The organism is Lacimicrobium alkaliphilum (assembly GCF_001466725.1).
Taxonomy (GTDB): domain Bacteria; phylum Pseudomonadota; class Gammaproteobacteria; order Enterobacterales; family Alteromonadaceae; genus Lacimicrobium; species Lacimicrobium alkaliphilum_B.
In genome coordinates, this window is the sequence record NZ_CP013650.1 from 2522489 (window position 1) to 2543580 (window position 21092).

Sequence of the window (21092 nt, forward strand, 5' to 3'; positions counted from 1 at the left end):
CCCTGACGGGCAGAATGCCCACATTGTACCGTCCCGATGCGGATTACCCAACTACCAATCTGATTGGTCAGAAATGAAGCGGGGGTGGTTGGTACCAGTATCGGTGATAGTAACGCCGGTATGTCTGCACTCTGATGCCACCATCCCCGAGTACAAAATCTGTCTGCCCTTCTATGGACGTCTGTAACATCTTAACCCCTTGTTCCTGGTAACGCTGCACCACAGCTTCGGCCGGAAAACGCCAGCGATTCAGATAGCCCTGGCTGAATACCACATACTCTGGTGCCACCGCACGGATAAACTCAGAAGATGACGAAGTATTGCTGCCATGATGCGGCGCGATCAGAATATCAGCCTGAATATCCTCACTGGTGGCCAGTAGCCGCTCAATGTCACTGTCGATATCCCCCGGCAGTAACAGGGTATTCCTGCCATCTGTAATGCTCAGCACACAGGAAAGGTTATTTTCAGAATCCTGATAGCCGGCCGGCGGCCACAACACACCGATAGTGAGCTCCTGCCATTGTTGCTGCCATCCACGCTTACATAGATCCTCATGTTTAATCACCTTTTTAAGAGGAATGCCCTTAGCCAGTTGAGTCAGACTGCCGGCATGGTCATTATCATTGTGGCTGATAACGACCTTATCTAACTGGTTAATTCCTCTGGCTTTTAACAGCGGCAAAATATGATTATCGGCGCTGTTATAACCCGATGGATAAGCCGGGCCGGTGTCATAGAGAATGGCCCTGCCCTGTTTTTCGATTACCACTGCCAGCCCCTGGCCCACATCCAATACTCTGACAATCCAGTTGGGATCCCGTGACGGCAGCGTCCAGCTAAGCAAAGGCAGAATAAACAACGCGCAAAGCAACCAGCGGCGCCGGCAAACAGGCAGAGTCAGTAACGCTAACGCCACGACCATCAAAACCCAGACCATTAACGGAATCTGGCTGACCTGCGAAAAGGCCGGCGGCAGGCTGGCAAACCAGTGCAGCCCCTCAATACCAAAGCCAATAAGCGAATCGGCCAGACTAAACACCAGATTACCGGCCGCCGGCCAGATAAACAGCAGCAACAGCCCAAGCAGACACAAGGGCACCAGCACCAGAGTTACCACCGGCACCGCCAGCATATTCACCAGAGGTGAGATCAGCGACACCAGATTAAATTCCCAGGCCACCAGTGGCAGCATCAGTAAGCTCAGTGCCAGTTGCATACGCAGCAAAGATATAAAAGCAGTGCGCCAGTCCACTCTGGCGCCGGCGACCGGCCAGCGCCAGAACACCAGCCAGATAATCAGAATGGCGCAGAAGCTGAGCCAGAAACTGAAGGAAAACAGACTTAAGGGGAACAGCAGAATAAAAACCAGCAGGGTAGTCAGAAAAATCTGCCGGGGCCGCCAGTGCCTGTCACTCAGCCACAGCCAGGTTACCAGCGCCAGCATGACCCAGGCTCTGGCCGTTGGCAGGCTGAAACCGGCCAGTGCCGCATAGCCAAAGGCCGCCACCAGTGCCCCACCCATCGCGACTTTAAACAGGTTAATGCGCTCGCTGCGGCCACATAATAGATACCCGCTGCACCACAGCAACACAGACAAACTCAGACCACTGATGATCCCCAAATGTAAGCCGGAGATGGCAATAAGATGGGCGATACCGGTACGTTGCACCAGTTGCCAGTCAGACTGTTCCAAAGCGCCGCGGTAGCCCAGCGTCAGCGCCTGTAGCCAGGCGCCGTGTACAAGATCCAACTCCAACATCTTATCCAACACCTGCTGACGCAGGCTGATGTGGTTCTGCAACAACTTATTGGACGGCTTAGCGACCACATAGCCGGTGGCGCGGATACCACTGGCAAACAACCAGCGCTGATAATTAAAACCACCCAGGTTAAGGCTGCCATGGGGCGGTTTCAGGCGTACCGCCAGACGGACCTGCTGCCCCTGCTTAATATCCCAACCCGGCTGCCGGTAACTCAGCCGCACCTTTACCCCTGCAGGTACCGCCTGACCATCCAGAGTATCGAGGCTTAAATTAAAGCGCTGAGTCGATTCAGGGCGGCTCAGAGTCTCTATCCAGCCTGTTACCATGACAGTTTGCTGAATCTTTTCTTCAGGCAGTTGCCAAGCCTGCTGCCAATGCCCTACACTCGCCATCCAGAATATGGCAGCCAGCGCCCCTGACAGCCAATATCTTTGGTAGTAAAGGGCGAGGATAATTGCCAGAATAAGTAAAGGCGGCAAGATCCACACAGGCGGCAGTGCAGACCAGAGTAAAACGGTCATACTCAGTGTAATGAAACTGAAACGCCAAACATCCATATTTGCAGCCTTATCTGTTCATTCCCTGGCCGGAATGACGTGAATCAGAGAGCCTTATGCCAAAGAAAATTATCGGGCGTTTTTTGCCCGATCACAAAACAATTAAGCGACAAAAAGCCCTGGCCGTGTTTGGCAGCCTGCTGCATGATCCCAATTTGTGGCATCTGAATCGCCGTTCGGCCTCCGGCGCCTTTGGTATCGGCATGTTCTTCGCTTTCTGGCCTGTGCCTTTTCAGATGTGGCTGGCCGCGGCACTGGCCATTCCTATGCGGGTCAACCTGCCCCTATCCGTAGCAACAGTCTGGATCACCAACCCGCTGACCATGCCGCCGATCTTCTTTGCTGCCTATAAGGTGGGTGTGTGGCTGCTCGGCGCCCCGGCTGAACCCTTTTACTTTGAGCTGAGCTGGGAATGGGTAGTCTCCAGCCTCAATACCATCGGCCCGGCCTTTTTGCTCGGCTGTGGTGTATGTGCAGTGGTATTTGGCGCGCTGGGCTATTTTGCCATGAACCTGCTATGGCGCTTTTCTGTTAACAAAGCCTGGAAAGCCCGCCGTGAAAAGCGCCAGCAGAAGTAAGGCAAACAGGACTTAGCCAGACTTTATCCTGCATGCATTCGCCTGACACAAAGCCCGGTTTTTGACTAACGGATAATGTGCAGCTCGTTCCCCTGATGCCCTGTCTTCCATTGCGTTATTGACGGTTATTGCAATGCAGGAAAGTGCCGCACCACCTTCCTGCTGCGCGTTGATGGTGGTGCCCTAACGGCTATAGCTAACCGCCACGCTCAGGCCTTTGCGGTCGTTTGCGAGGCAAGTGTCGCTGCAAAGTTGCGATAACTGTGCAGCGGTCGGCCCAGGATTCGGGTCAGACGCTCTACATCGCCTGACTGGGGGAGCATACCCTCGCTGACATAACGCTCGGCCATCAGACGCATTTCATAGGCGGTCCACTTCGGCATGAAAGTCGCCATGTTTTGCTCGAATTCACTGGGATCATCGCCGCCATAGTTAATAGTGCGGCCGAGGATTTCCGACCAGATCGCGGCCACATCCGCACCCGTCAGCGTATCAGGACCGACTACATTGATGGTTTCAGCAGGCAATATTTTCAGGGCCTGATCGCGACGGATTAATTCGATCGCAGCAACCTCAGCGATGTCTCGGACGTCAACCATGGCAATCCCTTTACTACCAATCGGCATCGGATAGACGCCATAATTGAAAATCACATCGCTAATCATTTGTTCGTTGTCAATAAAATAGACTGGACGCAGAATAGTCGCACTGAAACCCATCTGCTCTAGCATCCGCTCAGCACCGTACTTCACGGCAAAATGAGGCACGTTTACTGCTTTATCAGCATCGAATACCGACAAGTAGACCACACGTTCAACCCCCGCCTCGCGGGCGATGTTCAAAGTGATGAGGGCCTGAGTGAATTCGTCGCCGGTGACCGCATTGAGCAGGAACAGACTATTGATACCGCTAAACGCGTTGCGCAGCGACTCAATATCGAGCAAATCGCCTTTCGCGACTTCCACTCCGTCCGGAAATGTAACCTTAGAAGGGTCACGGGTGAGCACGCGCACATTTGCGCCGCGATTAACGAGTTGATCTACCACGTGTTGGCCAACACGGCCAGTAGCGCCAGTTACCAGAATAGTCATGAGGTTTACTCCTAATAAATTAAAGATAAAGGTATTGTCTTACTGCTTACTACGACTCTCACTCTAATCGTTTCATAATCGGTTCGATAGGTGCTATATTTGGACAAAGGGTCTCATTTATGGAACACTATGAATCTACTTGCTATCGCTGATTTCAATCTGGTCGCCCGTCATGGCGGATTCGGGCGAGCTGCACGGGCAACTGGACGCCCCAAGGCAACCTTGTCACGTCGGATTGCAGAGATGGAGAACAGCCTTCAACTGAGGCTCTTCGAGCGCGGCTCGCGCAAACTCAAGCTGACTCAGGAGGGAATGGCACTTTACGAGCGAACCAGAACGTTGCTTACCGATTTGGATGAGACCGTCAATTCAATTGCTTCCGGCGCAGCCCGGCCCTCTGGCCGCTTGCGCATCAGTGCGCCACTGCTGTTCTGCCAGCTCGCAATGGGCAAGCTTGCTGCCGAGTTCGCCGTGAAATACCCGGATGTACAACTTGAGGTAACGACTGAAGACCGGCCCGTGGATATGGTTGATGAGGGTTATGATCTGGTGATTCGTGTGAATCCTGAAATCGATGAAAACCTCTACGGGCGGATATTTCTGCGGGATCGATTAGTGGTTGTTGCCAGTCCCGACTTGATACGCCCCTCCGGCAATCAACAAGTCCCGGCTGTTGTTCGAGGATCCGGGCAGCAAACGTCCGCATGGGATTTAATCACGGCTGGCGGGAAGGAGCGCCTGGCAGTAAATCCAATTCTTCATCTTTCGTCGATGATCATGGTGCGCGACGCGGTACGTGCTGGCGCCGGGGCCGGTCTGCTTCCGGTTTCATTGGTTAGTCAGGATCTGGACGCCGGGCGACTCGTGCGCTGGGGTGAAACCGGGAGCCCGGAAATCGCCCTGTGGGCGCTCTATCCGTCACGCCGACTGCTCAATGCACGCGTTTCAGCCTTCCTGAAACTGCTAAAAGAAGTGTTTCCATCAGGTGAGCCAGAGGAACTCGCTGCCTATGCCGGGGCGTAGTCCTTGGCCTTTAGCGCCGCCGCCCTTTTGTTTCATTCAGGCCAAAAACAGATAATGTGCACGATACAAGACCTTGTATCCCCTTAAAGTGCCCCGCCGCCTATACGTCCGGTTGATGTCATTCTTGTGTTTGATCCTTCTTAATTTTCGGATATCAGCAGCCGCGTTTTTTTACTTCTATGTCAATCCTTGCCCAAAACAAATGTCTGGTCTACATTACATTATGTAATCTTAAAGTTACGTTAAACTTCGTTAAGAATCATACAATCGGGAGATACCCAGATGGGCTTTCAGGAGAAAAATGCATGGGCATGCGGCTGTTCTATTCTTGTGGTATTCATGCCGTATTTCGGGTTTGTTTTCAGCTATCCGATGGCCTATATTCCGTTGTTCGCCATCGCCGTTTTCGCTCTGGTGGCTTTATTGGTTGGTTTTCACATCATCAATTCAATTGCCACCGCTTCCATCCGAAAATCAGGGGCGGTACCGCCCACTGACGAACTGGATCGAATTATTGAATTACGCGCTGCCAGATTGGCAGGAATGGTCCTGGCAATAGTAGTGCTGAGTTGGTCGATTGCCGCCATGGTCGGGATACCCGCTGAAGGCGTCAACAACGTCGTCGCAGCGAACGCTAAACAAGAGCTCACCCACTCAGTTTTTGCGATTCAGGTTACCAGCGCGATATATTGGATCCACCTCCTTTTTGCAGGTTTTGTTATCTCTAACATCGTATATTACGGCAGTATTGTTGCGGGATATCGAAGGCTGGCAAATGGATAAGATGGTGATTCGCAACCGAATTCGCGAACTACGATTCAATGCTGATGAAATGACTCAACAAGCTTTAGCCGATCGGGTCGGAATCACCCGACAAACAGTGATCGCGCTGGAGAAAGGCAGATACTACCCATCACTTGAACTGGCATTTCGCCTCGCCGAAACATTTAATGTTCCGCTGGAAGATATTTTCAGACTGGATAAATAGCTCTTCCATGGCGACAAATGGTGCAGGAAAAACCACTGGCCAGGGCTCAGATCCGCGGGCGTGGGTAATGCCGGTGTACAAGAGTTTGCAGCTGACAAACTGGCTCGGATCATCACCCAGGCATAACTGTACAACCTGGAAAGCCTGCATTCGGCCAACATGAGTGAAAGGTCTACAAAACATTACGTTTTTAGTAATTTCGTGTAAACCTGTGCATTGCCAACAGAGGGGATCCTGGTTCCTGTGCAATCGCTACAAGAAGCGCTGGCGGACAAACTGATCGCATTAGCCTATCGTGCAAGACGAATAAAACCGCGTGATATATGGGATTTAGTCTGGATCAAACAACGCGGTATCAGTCTGTCAAAAGAGCTGGTTGAAAAGAAATTATCAGCCATAAACAAGCAAACAGACGACTTTCGTCAAACACTTGCCATGCAACTCGCTAAACTGATGCAGGAAGGTGAAGTACACGATGATTTTAATATGGAAATAAGCCGCTTTATTCCTGAACAAATCAAGCAAAGAACCCTGGATAACCCCGAATATTGGACTTATGTGCAGGCGGAAGTAAAAGAAATAGCCACTGAACTGCTAAATGACAATGCGCCGAAGAACAAATTCGATATGGGGTGGTAGATAACAAAATGTGGCGGTAATACATCATAACGAGGCTCGATAACACGCCCGTCTTTTTTTCGACGCCGCCTTTTTATTCTATTCAGGCCAGAAACGGATTATGTGCACGGTGCAAGACCGGACCCCGCATCCGCATGCTGGCCCTTTTTATGCAGCATTCAGTGGCTTGATCCGCTCCACTTCATCCTTGACTGACTGAGCGGCAGTCCACAGATCGACAGATCGCTGCGCGTTCAGCCAGAATTCCGGCGAATTACCAAACAAACGGGCAAGCCGGAGCGCCATTTCAGGACTGACAGCACGACGTTCGCGCAGTAATTCGTTAACTGACTGGCGTGAGACGCCCAGAGATTTAGCCAACCCGGCAACGGTCAGGCCATAGTCCACCAGGAAATCTTCTCTGAGCATTTCACCAGGATGAGTCGGTTTGCGCTGCATGCCGGCAGTGTTAAGAATAGCCATAGTCATCACCTCACTCAGTGGTAGTCACACACTTCGACCTCGTACGCATCACCATCTTCAAAACGAAAACAGATACGCCACTGATCATTTATTGATATTGCGTGCTGCCCCTGCCTGTTTCCCGTCAGCGGGTGAAGGCGATTGCCGGGCGGCACCTTTAAATCCTCCAGCTGCACAGCCAGATCCACGTACTCGAGTTTTCTGGCGGCTCTCGGTGCAACATCCGCAGGAAATTTCTTTGACTTACCTTTGGAGTACAGTTCTTGGGTTCGTTTGTCAGCGAAGGATTTGATCATCAACCAGAGTGTATTGCGTCACGTGACAGTTGTCAAAGAACGCTTTGGAATGGCTGCATAACCTATCGTCTTTACGGCACTTACGCACACTTTAGCTGCAGGCCAGCAAAAGGGAGCGTACGTAATGGCTCTGCTATGTGTTTGATGCATAAATGGCGGCCACACCAACGAGCAGAAAACAGATCCAGGACAGATGCCTGCCCTTCGAACCAAACAGGGCGATGACGAAATGAATCAGGAAGGTAACGCCAATAATATTGCCTACCACTTTGGCATCCGCCCCTGACCGAGCAAGATGGAACAATATAGCCGCAAAGCCCCACCACGCCACCGTGGTTATATGCCAGGCAAAACGCAGAGTGTTTTTGGTGAACTCACTGCCACCAAATAATTTCGGCAAGTCATCCCGGCGGAAGAGGCGGATAAGAATATAACGTTCGCCCAGATATGAATGCGCAACGCCTATTATCACAAGTAAAATGGATCCTATGTAATACACTTGTGCTCCTTACTCCCTACCCTAGACTATAACCGTCAACATAGATGCGCCGTTTGCACATCTGTGCCAGCGTTGTTGCTGGCGTTTTCGCTGAAGCGTTTTATGAATCAATAGTCTCGTACTCGAACTCAAAGCCCCCAAATCTAGGTGATAACAGGTTATACAGCCATAGTCCCACACGAACCATTATGTAGCCAAATATACCCTGGAAAATCGGCATTAATATGAAGAGCGCCGAAAACCCAAAAGAACTGCTTCCACCCGTGGGTGTAGGTACGAGTGACGACAGAAACATAAATGGCAACATAAATAACAATGAGGTGACTACCATCAATAGTGCAAAAATCTTAGCGGTTTGATGTGTAGAAAATCGACTAATTTGAATTTTCACTTTTTCTCTCCTTGATTTCATAACCTTAGATAACAGGACTCTTTCTGTCCCAAACTTAACGGATGACCTATTACTGACAAAACTTCCGGCCAATAGCCTTTGGTTTGTCGCTTTCGGTGCTATGCGGATCCGATTCCATGCTGTGAGTTTACTATGCCCCAGCCTTAGAAGCAGCGCAATTCTCAGGTGTAGGAAATACCGGGCATTACATTGACAAGATCGCCAATGTAGCTACAATGTATATACTCTGACCAACAAATCTGAACGAGGTTATTATGACCGCATCAATTGCAAAATGGGGTAATAGCGCGGCCCTTCGGCTGCCTAAAAATATTCTTGATGCGCTATCTTTGAATATTGGCGACAAGGTGAATATTGTTCAGAAAGGCGGATGTGTTGTGATTGAGCCCTGCAAGCCCTCGCTGGACGAACTGCTCGCGCAAGTCACGCCTGAGAACCGGCACGAAGAGGTGTTCAACGACCAGACCGGGCGTGAACTCCTGTGAGCCGCGCTCCGGATGTGGGGGATATTGTAATAGTTGATTTTGATCCGCAGGCTGGCCACGAACAAGCGGGAAAGCGCCCTGCTCTGGTATTAAGCCCGGCACAGTTCAACAAAATCACCGGCTTTGCCTGGCTCTGTCCTGTGACAAATCAGCAAAAAGGCTATCCATTCGAAGTTAAAGTTCAGGGAACTAAAAGAACTAAAGGGGTTATTCTTACCGATCAGCTGAAAGCGTTGGATTGGTCGGCAAGAAACCTTCACAAAGTAGATAAAGTCAACGCCGGGTGTTTGACAGAAGTAAAGAGTCTAGTCTCGACTATCCTGGATATATAACCCAGAACATACGAATGGATGTGGAGCGACATCTTTAAAAACCAATGAGTCATCATCAGATAAGCAGCTTGATCTGACTTCAACAACCCCGCCCTTTTATTCGATTCAGGCGAGAAACGGATAATATGCACGGTGCAAGACCTGACCCCGTATCCGAGATGGCTGATTAAAAAACGTTCACGCGGTTGCCCTGTCTAAATATCGGGATGGGTATCGTTGTTTACTTGACACGGCTGATTAATGGGTGACCCCGTATCTAATATCTAATTAAACGAAGTGGCTAACAACGTAATCCAGATTGGTTTTTGCCTTTATTACCGACCCTTGTCCGGACAAGTTCAACTCTCTGTCCTCTACACCGGTTTCAATCGCGTTGAGCATGGATCTGCATGCATGTTGGAACGCATTTTGATTCTTTCTAGATAATTTAGAATAGCAAGACTCATAAAAATCCCTATACTTTTCAACCTGCCTAAATTTATAAATATCGTTTTCTAATTTTCGGAGAAGATTGTGGCACTTTTCAAACCCAGCATACATCTTAGCAGCATCATCCCTTTCTTGAATCGAAACCAGCAAGTGTAGCCGCGCTTGTTGGGTGTCTATATTGCTGGTGTAGTATCCAGCTTTTTTATGTGCTAATGAATACGCCTGATCCAAATATTGCTGCGCCTTACCATATTCTTTAAACGGCATATTTGCCATAGCGTACTGAAGCCAGAAATGTGGATCATTTTTTAGCCAGGGCACTATAACTTTAAGATTTTGATAATACCCTCTAAGATTGTTTTTCTTGTTTTCTTCAGGAAGGACACGCTCAACAAACGAGAAACGTAGCGCTGATTTAAATATTCTTGTGTGTTCGTACCCCTTATCCTCTCTTCGATCGAGAAGTTTGGCAATAGCTTGAAGCTTTTTGATTACATAGGATGGAGGAAAATGATCTCTAATAAGAGACAAGCAAAAAAGACTAGATTTTGCTTTTACCTCTAAATCTTCTGGCTTAAAAAGGTTCCTGAAGTTCTCATTGCCTTTAAGAGATGACTTATAAATAAGATCGCAGCCAGCAATATCAGAAACCAAACTGAATTTGCAAGGTATATCCAATACATTTATTAAAGCGATGGAGAAGACTGTATCTTTGTGATCATCGCCTAACAATAATGATTTTAGTTCTGAGGAAACCTTTGTCTTTATTTGTGGCGAGTTAAAAAGATCCAATAGCGCTAGTGAGATTTGTGATGAATTTCTTAATTTTATATGCTTGGTCTTGTTTTCATGTGAAAGACCCGCTTTTTCACGCCACATACCAAGGTTATCAATAATATCCACCAATCTCGATGATTCACAATCTGTCAGAATATCTAATGATACCTCATTGTAATTAAACCCAATTCGCTTCAGGTCCTGCCTCATTCTTTCATGCTCGGCTATTCGAGCTGTTGCAACAATAACAATATTACTCGGCGCACTGTTACAATAGTGTTTCAATATATCAAAATATCTCTCATACCCATCAATGCATATAACAGTTTTTTTCCCAGACCGAGCTAACAAGTCAATATCGCCAATGTAATCTCCCTCAAAGTCATATATGTAATATACGTCTGTAGGCCCGATAGATAATACGGATTGCAGTTCACGGAGCAATATACTTTTACCATTCCCGAGATCTCCATAAAAAATCAAGTTCTCTCCGTTCTCCACAAATCTCTTTGCGTCGCTTAAACAATCCCTTAGAATAAGGTAAGGAATTCTCTGCTCACCAATTACTCCATCATCAATCAAATGATTTGAGATATCACCATACATAATCATCGTTTCGACATCTGCGTCTTTAACTTCTACAGATTCGTGAGATACTTCATATCTAACAAGAGATTGCAGCTCTGTTTCAGGAGAATCGTCGAAAATTTCCTCGCTATGCTTGTCAATGAGGTTGGAGAATCCGTCTACTCCTATTGGCAAAATATAACCGAAGCGAGACAAAGTAAATTCGGTCTTTTGGTCTGGATTTTTTCGGGTGATAAAATAGGTCTTTTCCTTAAGCTCCTGATTTTCAAAAAGAGTTTTTTGTATCTCAATGTCATACATAGAATAGCCAACAAACACTATTGCACTAGCTCTTTCTAGGTCTTTTTTAAAATAGTAGTACCAATCAGACTCGGTGAACGACTCTGGCGATATATATGACGATGTAGATAATTTAAAGCTTTCCTCAATTGTTTCTTCAGTTAAACTATCTATGGATCCATTAAGATGTATGCAAAGGGATTCTCTTTTATAATACTCGGTTGTTGGATAGTTTGTATCCACACATTCGACAACCTTGCCAACGTTTGCTGATGCAATTTCTACGCTTTTATCGTAGTTAGTAGTGTATATTCTACGCCAGTTAATTTTGCAAATATTGTCGTGAGTCCTGTCTGTATTTTTTAAAGTATACTTTTTCTTTAATAGACTTATAAGATCACTTTTTTCGCCAACTTGCAGGTAATAGTCAGTTGCGAAGCGTAAATCATCATCCTCAGGAAATTCGCCAAGCCGACATATTTCTTTTGCCAAATCTTTTGCCATTGATGGATCTTTATCAGATACATCTTTTGTACACTTGGAAAACCCAGCACCTGTAAACATAACTGCCTTGCCAGTAGACAGTAGTGAAACTAACTCCGCTGTATCAACTTCTTCTTTTTTTAAATTTCTTCTGTCTACTTTGATTTTCATATATTTACCATAGTAAAAATTTCAACATTTAATGCTTGAAAACTAAATTTCATAATTAACAATAATGGCGATATAATGTTTAGATAACCGGAATCGTTCTATCCCAAACTTGCCGTAAAACCTGTCACTAACAAGATTTCCGGTTAATCGTCGTTGTTGACTCGCCGCTACTGGAGCTATGGGGATCCGATTCCCTTCTTTGGGTTTACTATGCCCCAGCCTTAAGAGCAGTGCAATTCAATGACGGATAAAATGGCAGGCTTTTCAGTGACATCAGTGTTATTTATAGAATAAACGCTCACCTGTTGAGTTTAATAGAAGTGTGTTTAAATAACGCCCTCTAACCACCCTGCTGCAATCGCCAGGTGAGACCAGAGCCGCGCTGGCTGACCGTATCCAGGGCGTTGTGCAGTTGCTGGGTGGGGGCGAACAGGGTCAGTTTTTTACGGGCTCTTGTGATGCCGGTGTAGAGTAACTCGCGGCTGACAAACTGGCCCGGGTTATCACCCAAACACAATATGCCATGCTCAAATTCTGAGCCCTGGGATTTGTGAATGGTCATGGCATACAAAGGCTGCCAGGCGGGCAGACGGCTGGTCAGCACTGCGCGCAGTTCGCCGTTGTCCTGCTCAAACCATACCTTTAAAAGGCCGTTATCATCGGGCAGGCAGATGCCGGTATCGCCGTTAAAAAGCTGCACCTGATAGTCATTTTGGGTCACCATTACCGGCAGGCCGGGGTAGGGTTCCTGCTGCGGTTTGATCCAGTTACGGCGGGTCAGGTTCAGGGCTATCTGACGGTTCAGCGCTTCGCTGCCCCAGGGGCCTTTGCGGGTGGCACACAACACCTGCTGTTTGGCCAGTTCAGCAAAAGCACCCTTAACATCTTCGCCGGCCACTGCGGCAAAATAATCGCTCATTCCACGGCAGGCCAGTTCCACCAGTTCTGCCGGGCTGGCTTCACCGTACCAGTCAAGATCGTCAAACTCCCCTACCGACAGGCACTCCAGTACCTGAGTCAGGCTGCCCAGATTCACCGCCGCCGCCAGTCTGCCAATGCCACTTTTAATATCAAAGCGATGGCTCTTACTCAGCATCACCAGATTATCCTGTAAGCGACTTTTTTGTTCGCTGCAGGGGGTGAGGCTGAGCCCGGTGATCCGCTCAATGCGCTCAGTGGTGCTGCGGCTGAATTGCTGTTCTCCCCATAAGGGCACGCTGGCACAAATATCACTTAACACCGAGCCCACTTCCACCGAGGCCAGTTGCTGGCGATCGCCGAGCATCACCAGGCGGCAATGTGCCGGTAAGGCATCCAACAGCCTGGCCATCAGCGGCAGGTCCACCATCGAGGCTTCATCCAGGATCAGCATATCCAGCGCCAGCGGGTTATCCTGATTGTGACGAAAATGCTTACGGTTAGGAATGCTGCCGAGTAACCGGTGCAGGGTTGCGGCCTGGGCAGGCAGCGCCAGTTGCATGTCCTCGGGCAGTAATTTACGGGCCTGATTCATCGATTCGGTCAGGCGCATGGCGGCTTTACCCGTTGGCGCCGCCATGGCAATGCGCAGGGTTTTACCCTGTTCACGGGCCAGTGCCTGTACCAGCGCCATCAGTTTGGTTACTGTGGTGGTTTTACCGGTTCCCGGCCCGCCGGTAATAATACACAGGGCCTTACTGGCGGCCTGTACCACCGCTATCAGCTGCCAGTCCGGGCCATGCGCTTGCCCGTCCTTTAAGCCGTTTTCGAATAAGCTTTTCACCAGCGGTTTGCAGGCCTGTTCATCCAGCTGCAACTGCACCTCTGCAAGCCGGCAAAGCTTGTTGCACAGGTTCACTTCATACTGCCAGTAGCGTTGCAGGTACAGGGCCTGATTATCCAGCACCAGTGGCGTACTGACGCTGCCCTGCTGCTGAGGTTTGGTAACAGTGCGGCTTTGCTGTAACAGGCTCAAAAGCTGAGATTCAAATAACATCGGCAGTGGCTCACGCAATTCCGCCACCCACAGGTTATATAAACGGCACAGTTCGGTCAGTTGCACACACAAATGCTGGGCGCCCAGTTGCTGGCTGAGAATGCAGGCCACCAGGCCCATTTCCTGTGCCTGTTGTTCTTCCTGCTCTGCTATAAACAGCCCCAGCGCGGTATCCAGCGCATCAACAAAGCCCTTTTCCTGCAGGGGTTGCAGATAATGCCCGGCGCTTAACATAGTTCCAGTTGCTCCATCTGATTATCATCCCGGCTAATGCCGCTGAACAGCTTATCCAGCGCCATGATCAGTGCCTTCTGGGGGCGGGTGAAATAACAGCCGCTGTTCTTTTGCTCTGCCGTCATGCCGCGCAAAAACAAATAGCAGGCACCGCCCACATGGCGATCATAGTCATAATCCTGCAGGCGGCTTTGTAGCCAGCGATGCAGCGCCAGGGAGTACAGAATCGCCTGCAGTTCATAATCGTGCTCCTGCATGGCCTGGGCCATTGCCTCCTGGCTGTAATCGGCAAAGCTGTCACCCAGATGATTGGACTTATAGTCCGCCACATAGACCTTACCCTGATACATAAAAATCAAATCCACATAGCCTTTGAGGGCACCGTTTAAGGTCTCAAAATCATAATGGGCGTTCAGATCGGAGCGATAACGGTTAAGCACGGCATTAAAGGCACTGGCCTTGATCTGATTCACCGGCAAATGAAATTCCATTTCCGCCAGCAGCTGCTCAAGGTTATTCAGGCACAAACCGGCCTCAACAAAGGGGGTTTGCATTGCATCAGATAACCAGCTGGTCACCACCGGCCACCAGCGCGATTCAATACCATAACGCATGGCCTGCGCCTCAACCAGCTCTGCAAGTGGCGGGCTGTCGGGTTGCAGGGCATGTTCGAGTACATCGTGTAAAAATGAACCGGGCCGTGCGCCGCGGGGAAAGCTGAATCTGTCATCCTGCTCAGAATGTATTTCCGGCAACGGTGGCATAACAGTGATTGGCGCCTCGTCATAGCCCGGGGCCGGTAATTTATCCTGCTGCTGGCTGATGGCTGAATAACTGGTCAGGCGCCAGCGCTGATGATGGCTGTTACCCGGCACCGCACAGCTCAGCTGCTGCTCCTGTTGCTGCGCCTGCCGGTTTAGGCTGATAGGCGGCGTGGGTTCAATCAGCCGGTACTGAATATTCACCCCATCGGCCAGCGCCTCGAGCTTATCGGCCAGGATCGTACTATGCAGATTCTCTGTACCGCCGATAACCAGGTTACCCAGCGCGGTCTGTAACAGCCCTGATGCCTTGGTATTACCGCCGGTATTGGGGTGCCAGACGCCGAGGCTGCAATAATGCTCGGCCCGGGTCAGTGCCACATAAAACAAGCGGATATCCTCGGCTAAACGCTCATAGGCAGCCCGTTCAAGGGCGCTGTCGGCATTGGTAAAATCCACCCGCAACTGGTTTTCATCGTCGTGATACAGCGCCTCTTTGGTGGCGCTGTATTTACAGGCAAAAGGAATAAACACCAGCGGATATTCGAGCCCTTTAGAGGCATGCATGGTCACTATCTGCACCAGCTTGTCATCGGTTTCCAGACGCAATTGCTGGGCTTCATGATTATCATCGGGCTCCAGCAGGCTCTGGTGGTACCAGCGCAATAACTGGCTTTCGCCCCGGTGTTGCTGTTCCTGCTGTTGTAGTAATTCAAGCAAATGGCGCAGGTCTGTCAGCCGCCGCATACCATCTTCGAACCGGCGCATCAGCGATACCTGGATCTCCAGATTATCCAGCATCTGTGCCAGGGCGCTGGCGATCCCCTGCCGCTGCCACAGCTTTTGCCAGTGGAAAAACTGCCAGAGCAGATCCTGCCAACGCAGTTCATCTAAAAGCCACTGTTCAAACTGAGCGGCATCCAGGCCGACCATTTCAGTGAGCATAGCGGCCTTGACCAGACGCTCATCGGCAGGGTTGTGTATGGCCTTAAGCAGAATGTAGAGGTCGCGGGCCATCTGTGTGCTGAACACACTGCGGCGCACTAAAAACACGCTGTCGATATTGGCCTGGCGCAGGCCGGTGCGTATCATATCCGCTTCAATTTTATCCCGCACCAGTATCGCACAGTCACCGGGTTGCAGCGGCCGCTGCTGATCTTTTGCCTGGATCACCGCCTCGCCCTGCTCCGCCATTTGCAGCAGGCCGGCAATCTGATTCACACAATCCTGCACCAGAGGGGATTGCACCGCAGATAAGGCTTTGGGATCTTCGGTAGCCAGATAATTAAAGCAGATACCGGCCCGGGGCTGGCCCTGAACCAGTAAACGGGCTTGTTTGTCGGCTGCTTTGACCGGCATAAAGGGAATATCGCGGTTAAATAAGAAGCCGTCGCGGCTTTGCTCGAACAGATGATTAACCCCCTCTACCAGTTCATGGCGTGAGCGCCAGTTGGTGTCCAGGGTAAAACGGCGCTGCTCATCCACCAGCCGCTTGGCCTGAATATAGGTAAAAATATCGGCGCCACGAAAGGCATATATCGCCTGTTTAGGGTCGCCAATCATGATCAGGCAGTGCTGGCCCTGTGGCGGGTACAACGTAGAGAAAATCCCGAACTGGGTAGCATCGGTATCCTGAAATTCATCAATCAGTGCCGCCGGATACTGATTGCGTATGGCGGTGGCCAAGTCAGCGCCCTGCCTGCTGCCAAGAGCCCTCTGCAGATGGCTGAGCAGATCATCGGGGCTCAGCTGATTAGCCTGATCTTTGTTGTTACTTAGCCGCTGGCGCACCTCGGCCAGGGCCTTAAGGCTGAGACTCACCTGCAGGGCCTGACGTAACTCGCCTTCCAGCTTATGCAACAACTCAAAAGGGCCGAAATTCAGATGGGACAAGTCTTTGCTGGTTTTAGCCGCTGCACCTTGTACCTTGTGGGGAAACAGCACCTGCCAGCCATCCTTATGGCCACTGAAAAACACCTCTTCAGAGCGGAAAAAATCATCCAGGCGGTAAATCACCTCGCCTTTACCTAACAGTGTATTTTTCTTTAAGCCGGCCTGTAATAACTGCTCGGCCACCTGCTCCTGCAGCCACCAGTCACGGGTTTGCTGCAGGCACTGTCGATAGCGGCAAAACAGCTGCTGAGGATCCTCATCGGGCTCCTGCACCTGTACCGACTGACTTAACAGCGGCCGCAGTTTTTTCTGCAGGGCCACAGGCTCGCCCCAGAACGACAACACCAGTTCCAGCAATGGTGCCTGTAAAGAGGCAATTTCACTGCGCCAGAAGTCCTTTACCGCCAGATTCAAATGTTCAGATTCATCCAGGATCAGCTCCTGCTGATAACGTTCGCCGCTTTCAAAGGCATGTTGTACCAGCGCCCGCTGACAGAAACTGTGAATGGTGAAAATGGCCGCCTCATCCATTTGCCGGCTGGCCAGTTGCAGGCGCTGGAAAGCCTGCTGAGGATCCTCAACCTCATCAATAAGGCGCTGAATTAAGCTGTCATCACTTTTACCGGCATAAAAATCCACACTACAGCGGTGGATCAGGCTGCGAATACGGTGCTTCAGTTCGGCGGTGGCGGCATTGGTAAAGGTCACCACCAGAATCTGATCCACCTTTAAGGGCGTACACTGGTGGCCAATCAACAAACGCAGGTACAGATGTACGATAGTAAAGGTTTTACCCGTGCCCGCGCTGGCTTCAATCAGCGACTGCCCGGATAAGGGAAAGCCGGGTAAATCCAGTGGCTTCATGCTTCACTCCCTGCATACAGCGGTCCGATAAGCTTTTCACTGATATCGGCAAATTCATCGAAAATCGCCTCAAGGTCGGGCCAGATACGCGCAATATGCTGCTCCAACCCTTCTCCGGGCTGAAAGTCATTGCCCAGATAGGTCTTCAGGGTCTTATCCTTATCGCCGGTTTTAAGCCAGCACCAGGCACTGGCAATCAGCAAGGGTAAGGGCCTGCTGTGGCCGCTGCGCCAGGCCGCAACAAACTGCTGTAAATATTCCTCCGCCTGTTGAGGCTGTGGTGCTGCTACCACAAAGGGGTCTGATTCGGTGCCGACAAATACCGCCTGAGTGACCGGCTCCTGCTTAGCCCTGAGCAGCAACAGGCGCAGCCACAGATCCAGTTTATCCTGCTCGCGCACCTTACCGGAGCGCCACAGCACTAACTGATCCTGATACAGATGATCCTGCACGCCCTGTAATAACAAGCCGTCGTTCTCCAGCTCCAGCAATACCCTGCGCGGGCTGTACTCGCGCCGATAAACGGCCAGCCGCTGGTTCAGCGCCTCGCTGTCCTGTCGAACCTGATTAAAGGTCAGCCCGGCACTGTTACCCACTGGCAATACACCCTCGGCACGCATCTGCACAAAACAACCCTGCATATCTTCGGCTTCCACCAGCCTCTGGCGCAACTGATAGCGGCTCAGGCCATCCAGCGCAAAAGGCTCTTCATCTTCAAGCTGTTGATCCAGTGAGGCGAAACGGGCCTGCCAGCGCAACTGAAAAAAGCCCAGCGCCGGATTACGGAAAAATCTCAGCCACTCTTCTGTGCTCACCTGCGATTGTGGCTCCACAGGCTGCAACGAGGTGAAAAAGGGTTGTGATGTCGCAGGCTGGCCCAGCAGTCTGGCCAGATTCAGGCTCTGAGAGTCATAACTGCGGCCGGGATCCTGACTGAAATATTGCGGATGGAAGGGCTGTAAATGGGCCTGCTGATGCAGGCGATCGCGCACAGAACAGCCCTCTTCGGCTGCATACACCTGCTCACAGTAATCCAGTAATTCTTCCACCAGTACGCTGGGTACCTGCACGCTGTTGTCCCGTTGGCTACGGCCCAGATAACTGATATACACCGCATCGCGCGCAGACAGCAGGGCTTCAAGAAACAAATAGCGGTCATCCAGACGCCGGGAGCGGTCCCCTTTGCGCTGAGGCGTCAGGCCCATTAAATCAAAGCCCATGGGTATCATCTGGCGGGGATAGTCGCTGTCGTTCATGCCCAGCAGGCACACCCGCTTAAATGGAATACTGCGCATGGGCATCAGGGTACAGAAATTCACCGCCCCGGCCAGAAAGCGCTGGCCCACACCACTTTCCTGTAATTGTTGCTCCAGCGCCTGACAGAACACCCGCTGTTCAATCTCGCCATCATACTGGTGCTGATGCCGGGCCAGACTTTCCAGCGCCTGACGCAATCTGAGCAGATAGGGCTCTTCGTCTTCTTCTGCGGCGTAGATGTTTTCCAGATGCTGATCCAGCCAGGCGATTTTATCTTTTAGCGGCTGTGGCTGGCGGCAAAACTCAAGCCACTGGCCCAGCTCGCGCAGAAAGTCCAGCAGTTTGGCCAGTATGCGGCTGTCCTGACCTTCCATATCGGTATAGGGCGCAATCAGGCCGCTGGTACCCGGCTCAGATTTACCCTCATCAGATGATCTTCCATGATAAAGGGGCACCGACATAGCATAGCCACTGATTAGCCGGATTAACCCCTGCAACCAGCTGTTCTGTCCTTCCTGTGGCAACTGCCAGCGGCTTTTATCCTCTGCATCCAGCCCCCAGCGTATGCCTGCATCGGCCAGCCAGAATCTGAGCTGTTCAAACTCGGCCTGAGCCAGAGTGAAGCGGCGCATTACCGCCGGTACTTCAAGAATATCGAGGATTTCGGTCAGTGACAGGCGTTTAAGCTGCAGGCGCATCAGATTAGAGAAACTGATTAAAAGCGGTGATTCCTGCATAGCGCCGCGATCAGATATGGCAAAGGGAATGGCCCGCTCGCCCTTATGGCCACCAAACACACCGGGGATCAATGGTGCATAGTCGCTGACATCCGGCATCATCACGATAACATCACCAGGGTGCACCTGTGGATTGTGGCGAAAATAATCAAGCAGGCTGTCCTGCAGCACTTCCAGCTCTCTGAGCCGGGAATGACAGCTGACCACCTGCAGGCTGTTGTCGCTGCCCTTAAGCTCAACTTTGGGATAGACAGCAGGCTGCACCAGCTCATCGGCCGCTAAAGGCTCGGTACTGCCCCGGTGCGTCAGCTCAAGCACCTCATCCTGCAGGTGCAACAATAAGGTATCAGGTACCTGCTGAACAAACAGATCCTGCTGTTGTGGTTCAAGCTGCAACAGTAAATCGAGAAAATCCTGGCCCTGCTTGCCCCAGGAGGCCAAAAGCGGGTTGCCCACATCCAGGTAATCGGCATCGGTGTTTTGTTGTTCCAGCGCCTTAAGCTGACCTCTGGCATGGCCCTTCTGATCAATAATATCGCCCCAGTAATGGCAACTGGGATTGAGCCAGTAAAGGTAAACCGGGATTTGCTGCGCGATGGCCTGTAGTACCTGCAACTGCTGGGGTGGCAGCGCCGAGATCCCGAACACCATCAATTGTGAGGGTAATTTCTGTCTGCAATCCTGCTCTTTGAGTTTATCCAGCAGCGCCTGATGCAGGTTGGCCCGATGCCAAGGCGATTCACCCAGTGTTTTGCTGTAGGCCACCAGCTCCCGCCATAGTGCGCTCTGCCAGGCATGTTTATGCATATCAGCAGTAATGACGGCGTCATCACCCTGCTCCCAGGCCAGGATCCAGTCGGGCCGGTATACCAGATACTGGTCAAATAAATCCGCTACTTTTTGTGCCAGCTGAAACTGTTTTAATTCACCGTCACCAGCCAGATAATCGGCCACCGGCGCAAACACTTCCTGCGAGCAAAGTTGCGGCAACAGCGCCATCAGCTTCCAGGTCATATTGTCTTTGGTAAAGGCCGAGGATTCGGGAATATCCGGTAACAGCTGGCGGTATAACTGCCAGATATAGCTTGAGGGTAACGGAAAGGTGAGATTAGCGGCAATACCGGTGTGCTCTGCCACCTGCAATTTGAGCCACTGCGCCATACCAGGACTTTGCACCCATACCACCTGGGGCTGAAACAAGGCCTGTGCGCTTTGTGATTTGACAGCCATGGCCTGGCAAAGCTGGCCGGCCAGAATTTCCATCTTATTTGACTGTACCAGATACAACAATGCCAACGCCTCCAAACTGCCTGTTATCTCAAAGTGTCACCTGAGACTGATAATCTTAACAACCTGATCTGCACGTGGCGATAATTAATATCAATTGCTACAGGTTAAGCCTTTGTGACAACAGGCGAAATGACCGGCAAGAATAGGAAAATATGACCTGGATCAGAGCCGAAGCGCACAAACCGGTTAGACTGATAACTACACCCGGAAACTCAACACATTCACG

The 21092-nt window shown here is 50.7% G+C and carries 16 protein-coding genes; 7 read left to right on the plus strand and 9 right to left on the minus strand.

From position 1 onward, the window contains the following. Nucleotides 1–67: 67 nt before the first annotated feature. Nucleotides 68–2323 (minus strand): DNA internalization-related competence protein ComEC/Rec2, encoded by a 2256-nt coding sequence (locus AT746_RS11485; RefSeq protein WP_062480430.1) that lies wholly within the window; start codon nt 2321–2323, stop codon nt 68–70. Nucleotides 2324–2379: 56 nt separating this feature from the next. Between AT746_RS11485 and AT746_RS11490 the strand changes: the two genes are divergently transcribed. Further along, complete coding sequence (locus AT746_RS11490; protein ID WP_062480432.1) at nt 2380–2901, plus strand: DUF2062 domain-containing protein; 522 nt, start codon at nt 2380–2382, stop codon at nt 2899–2901. Nucleotides 2902–3110: 209 nt separating this feature from the next. On the opposite strand, the gene AT746_RS11495 is transcribed toward AT746_RS11490, so the two are convergent. Then, nucleotides 3111–3992, minus strand: coding sequence for an SDR family oxidoreductase (locus tag AT746_RS11495; RefSeq protein ID WP_062480434.1), 882 nt, complete (start codon nt 3990–3992; stop codon nt 3111–3113). A 129-nt stretch (nt 3993–4121) separates the two neighbouring features. On the opposite strand from AT746_RS11495, the gene AT746_RS11500 reads away from it, so the two are divergent. The 4 genes from AT746_RS11500 to AT746_RS11515 all read left to right on the plus strand — a co-directional run bounded on the left by AT746_RS11500 (nt 4122) and on the right by AT746_RS11515 (nt 6642). Further along, nucleotides 4122–5015 carry a LysR family transcriptional regulator gene (locus AT746_RS11500; RefSeq protein ID WP_062480436.1) on the plus strand — a complete coding sequence of 298 codons (894 nt, stop codon included), beginning with the start codon at nt 4122–4124 and terminating at the stop codon, nt 5013–5015. Between the two features lie 282 nt (nt 5016–5297). Then, complete coding sequence (locus AT746_RS11505; RefSeq protein WP_062480438.1) at nt 5298–5798, plus strand: hypothetical protein; 501 nt, start codon at nt 5298–5300, stop codon at nt 5796–5798. Next, nucleotides 5791–6003 carry a helix-turn-helix transcriptional regulator gene (locus AT746_RS11510; protein ID WP_062480440.1) on the plus strand — a complete coding sequence of 71 codons (213 nt, stop codon included), beginning with the start codon at nt 5791–5793 and terminating at the stop codon, nt 6001–6003. The genes AT746_RS11505 and AT746_RS11510 overlap by 8 nt, the downstream gene beginning before the upstream one ends. 243 nt (nt 6004–6246) lie before the next feature. Next, nucleotides 6247–6642, plus strand: a complete 396-nt coding sequence (locus AT746_RS11515; RefSeq protein ID WP_231730924.1) for a nucleotidyl transferase AbiEii/AbiGii toxin family protein — start codon at nt 6247–6249, stop codon at nt 6640–6642. A gap of 147 nt (nt 6643–6789) precedes the next feature. Here AT746_RS11515 and AT746_RS11520 read toward each other — a convergent pair whose 3' ends face one another. The 3 genes from AT746_RS11520 to AT746_RS11530 all read right to left on the minus strand — a co-directional run bounded on the left by AT746_RS11520 (nt 6790) and on the right by AT746_RS11530 (nt 7899). Continuing rightward, entirely contained in the window at nt 6790–7104 is a 315-nt protein-coding gene (locus tag AT746_RS11520; RefSeq protein WP_062480442.1) for a HigA family addiction module antitoxin, read from the minus strand. A 14-nt stretch (nt 7105–7118) separates the two neighbouring features. Next, nucleotides 7119–7400: a type II toxin-antitoxin system RelE/ParE family toxin gene (locus AT746_RS20290; protein ID WP_062480443.1), complete on the minus strand. Its 282-nt coding sequence runs from the start codon at nt 7398–7400 to the stop codon at nt 7119–7121. Nucleotides 7401–7533: 133 nt separating this feature from the next. Beyond that, nucleotides 7534–7899: a hypothetical protein gene (locus AT746_RS11530; RefSeq protein WP_062480449.1), complete on the minus strand. Its 366-nt coding sequence runs from the start codon at nt 7897–7899 to the stop codon at nt 7534–7536. 666 nt (nt 7900–8565) lie between these two features. Here AT746_RS11530 and AT746_RS11540 point away from each other — a divergent pair. Together AT746_RS11540 and mazF are read left to right on the plus strand one after the other, a co-directional pair. Then, nucleotides 8566–8796, plus strand: coding sequence for an AbrB/MazE/SpoVT family DNA-binding domain-containing protein (locus tag AT746_RS11540; protein ID WP_062480454.1), 231 nt, complete (start codon nt 8566–8568; stop codon nt 8794–8796). Further along, complete coding sequence (gene mazF / locus AT746_RS11545) at nt 8793–9128, plus strand: endoribonuclease MazF (RefSeq protein WP_062480455.1); 336 nt, start codon at nt 8793–8795, stop codon at nt 9126–9128. Before AT746_RS11540 ends, mazF begins: the two co-directional genes overlap by 4 nt. Before the next feature lie 267 nt (nt 9129–9395). Here the strand turns inward: mazF and AT746_RS11550 are convergent, their stop codons facing one another. The 4 genes from AT746_RS11550 to recC all read right to left on the minus strand — a co-directional run bounded on the left by AT746_RS11550 (nt 9396) and on the right by recC (nt 20866). Next, on the minus strand, nt 9396–11855 hold the full coding sequence (locus tag AT746_RS11550) for an SIR2 family protein (protein WP_062480457.1): 2460 nt from the start codon (nt 11853–11855) through the stop codon (nt 9396–9398). A 340-nt stretch (nt 11856–12195) separates the two neighbouring features. Then, on the minus strand, nt 12196–14064 hold the full coding sequence (gene recD, locus AT746_RS11555; RefSeq protein ID WP_062480459.1) for an exodeoxyribonuclease V subunit alpha: 1869 nt from the start codon (nt 14062–14064) through the stop codon (nt 12196–12198). Further along, nucleotides 14058–17582 carry an exodeoxyribonuclease V subunit beta gene (recB, locus tag AT746_RS11560; RefSeq protein WP_062480461.1) on the minus strand — a complete coding sequence of 1175 codons (3525 nt, stop codon included), beginning with the start codon at nt 17580–17582 and terminating at the stop codon, nt 14058–14060. The genes recD and recB overlap by 7 nt, the downstream gene beginning before the upstream one ends. Then, nucleotides 17579–20866, minus strand: coding sequence for an exodeoxyribonuclease V subunit gamma (recC, locus tag AT746_RS11565; RefSeq protein ID WP_082633403.1), 3288 nt, complete (start codon nt 20864–20866; stop codon nt 17579–17581). The genes recB and recC overlap by 4 nt, the downstream gene beginning before the upstream one ends. Nucleotides 20867–21092 lie beyond the last annotated feature (226 nt).

Coding starts and splice junctions, on each gene's coding strand:
- AT746_RS11520 (WP_062480442.1), bottom strand. CDS start 7,104: ATGGCTATTCTTAACACTGCCGGCATGCAGCGCAAACCGACTCATCCT.
- AT746_RS11500 (WP_062480436.1), top strand. CDS start 4,122: ATGAATCTACTTGCTATCGCTGATTTCAATCTGGTCGCCCGTCATGGC.
- AT746_RS11550 (WP_062480457.1), bottom strand. CDS start 11,855: ATGAAAATCAAAGTAGACAGAAGAAATTTAAAAAAAGAAGAAGTTGAT.
- AT746_RS11540 (WP_062480454.1), top strand. CDS start 8,566: ATGACCGCATCAATTGCAAAATGGGGTAATAGCGCGGCCCTTCGGCTG.
- recD (WP_062480459.1), bottom strand. CDS start 14,064: ATGTTAAGCGCCGGGCATTATCTGCAACCCCTGCAGGAAAAGGGCTTT.
- AT746_RS20290 (WP_062480443.1), bottom strand. CDS start 7,400: ATGATCAAATCCTTCGCTGACAAACGAACCCAAGAACTGTACTCCAAA.
- AT746_RS11510 (WP_062480440.1), top strand. CDS start 5,791: ATGGATAAGATGGTGATTCGCAACCGAATTCGCGAACTACGATTCAAT.
- AT746_RS11495 (WP_062480434.1), bottom strand. CDS start 3,992: ATGACTATTCTGGTAACTGGCGCTACTGGCCGTGTTGGCCAACACGTG.
- AT746_RS11485 (WP_062480430.1), bottom strand. CDS start 2,323: ATGGATGTTTGGCGTTTCAGTTTCATTACACTGAGTATGACCGTTTTA.
- AT746_RS11505 (WP_062480438.1), top strand. CDS start 5,298: ATGGGCTTTCAGGAGAAAAATGCATGGGCATGCGGCTGTTCTATTCTT.
- recB (WP_062480461.1), bottom strand. CDS start 17,582: ATGAAGCCACTGGATTTACCCGGCTTTCCCTTATCCGGGCAGTCGCTG.
- AT746_RS11490 (WP_062480432.1), top strand. CDS start 2,380: ATGCCAAAGAAAATTATCGGGCGTTTTTTGCCCGATCACAAAACAATT.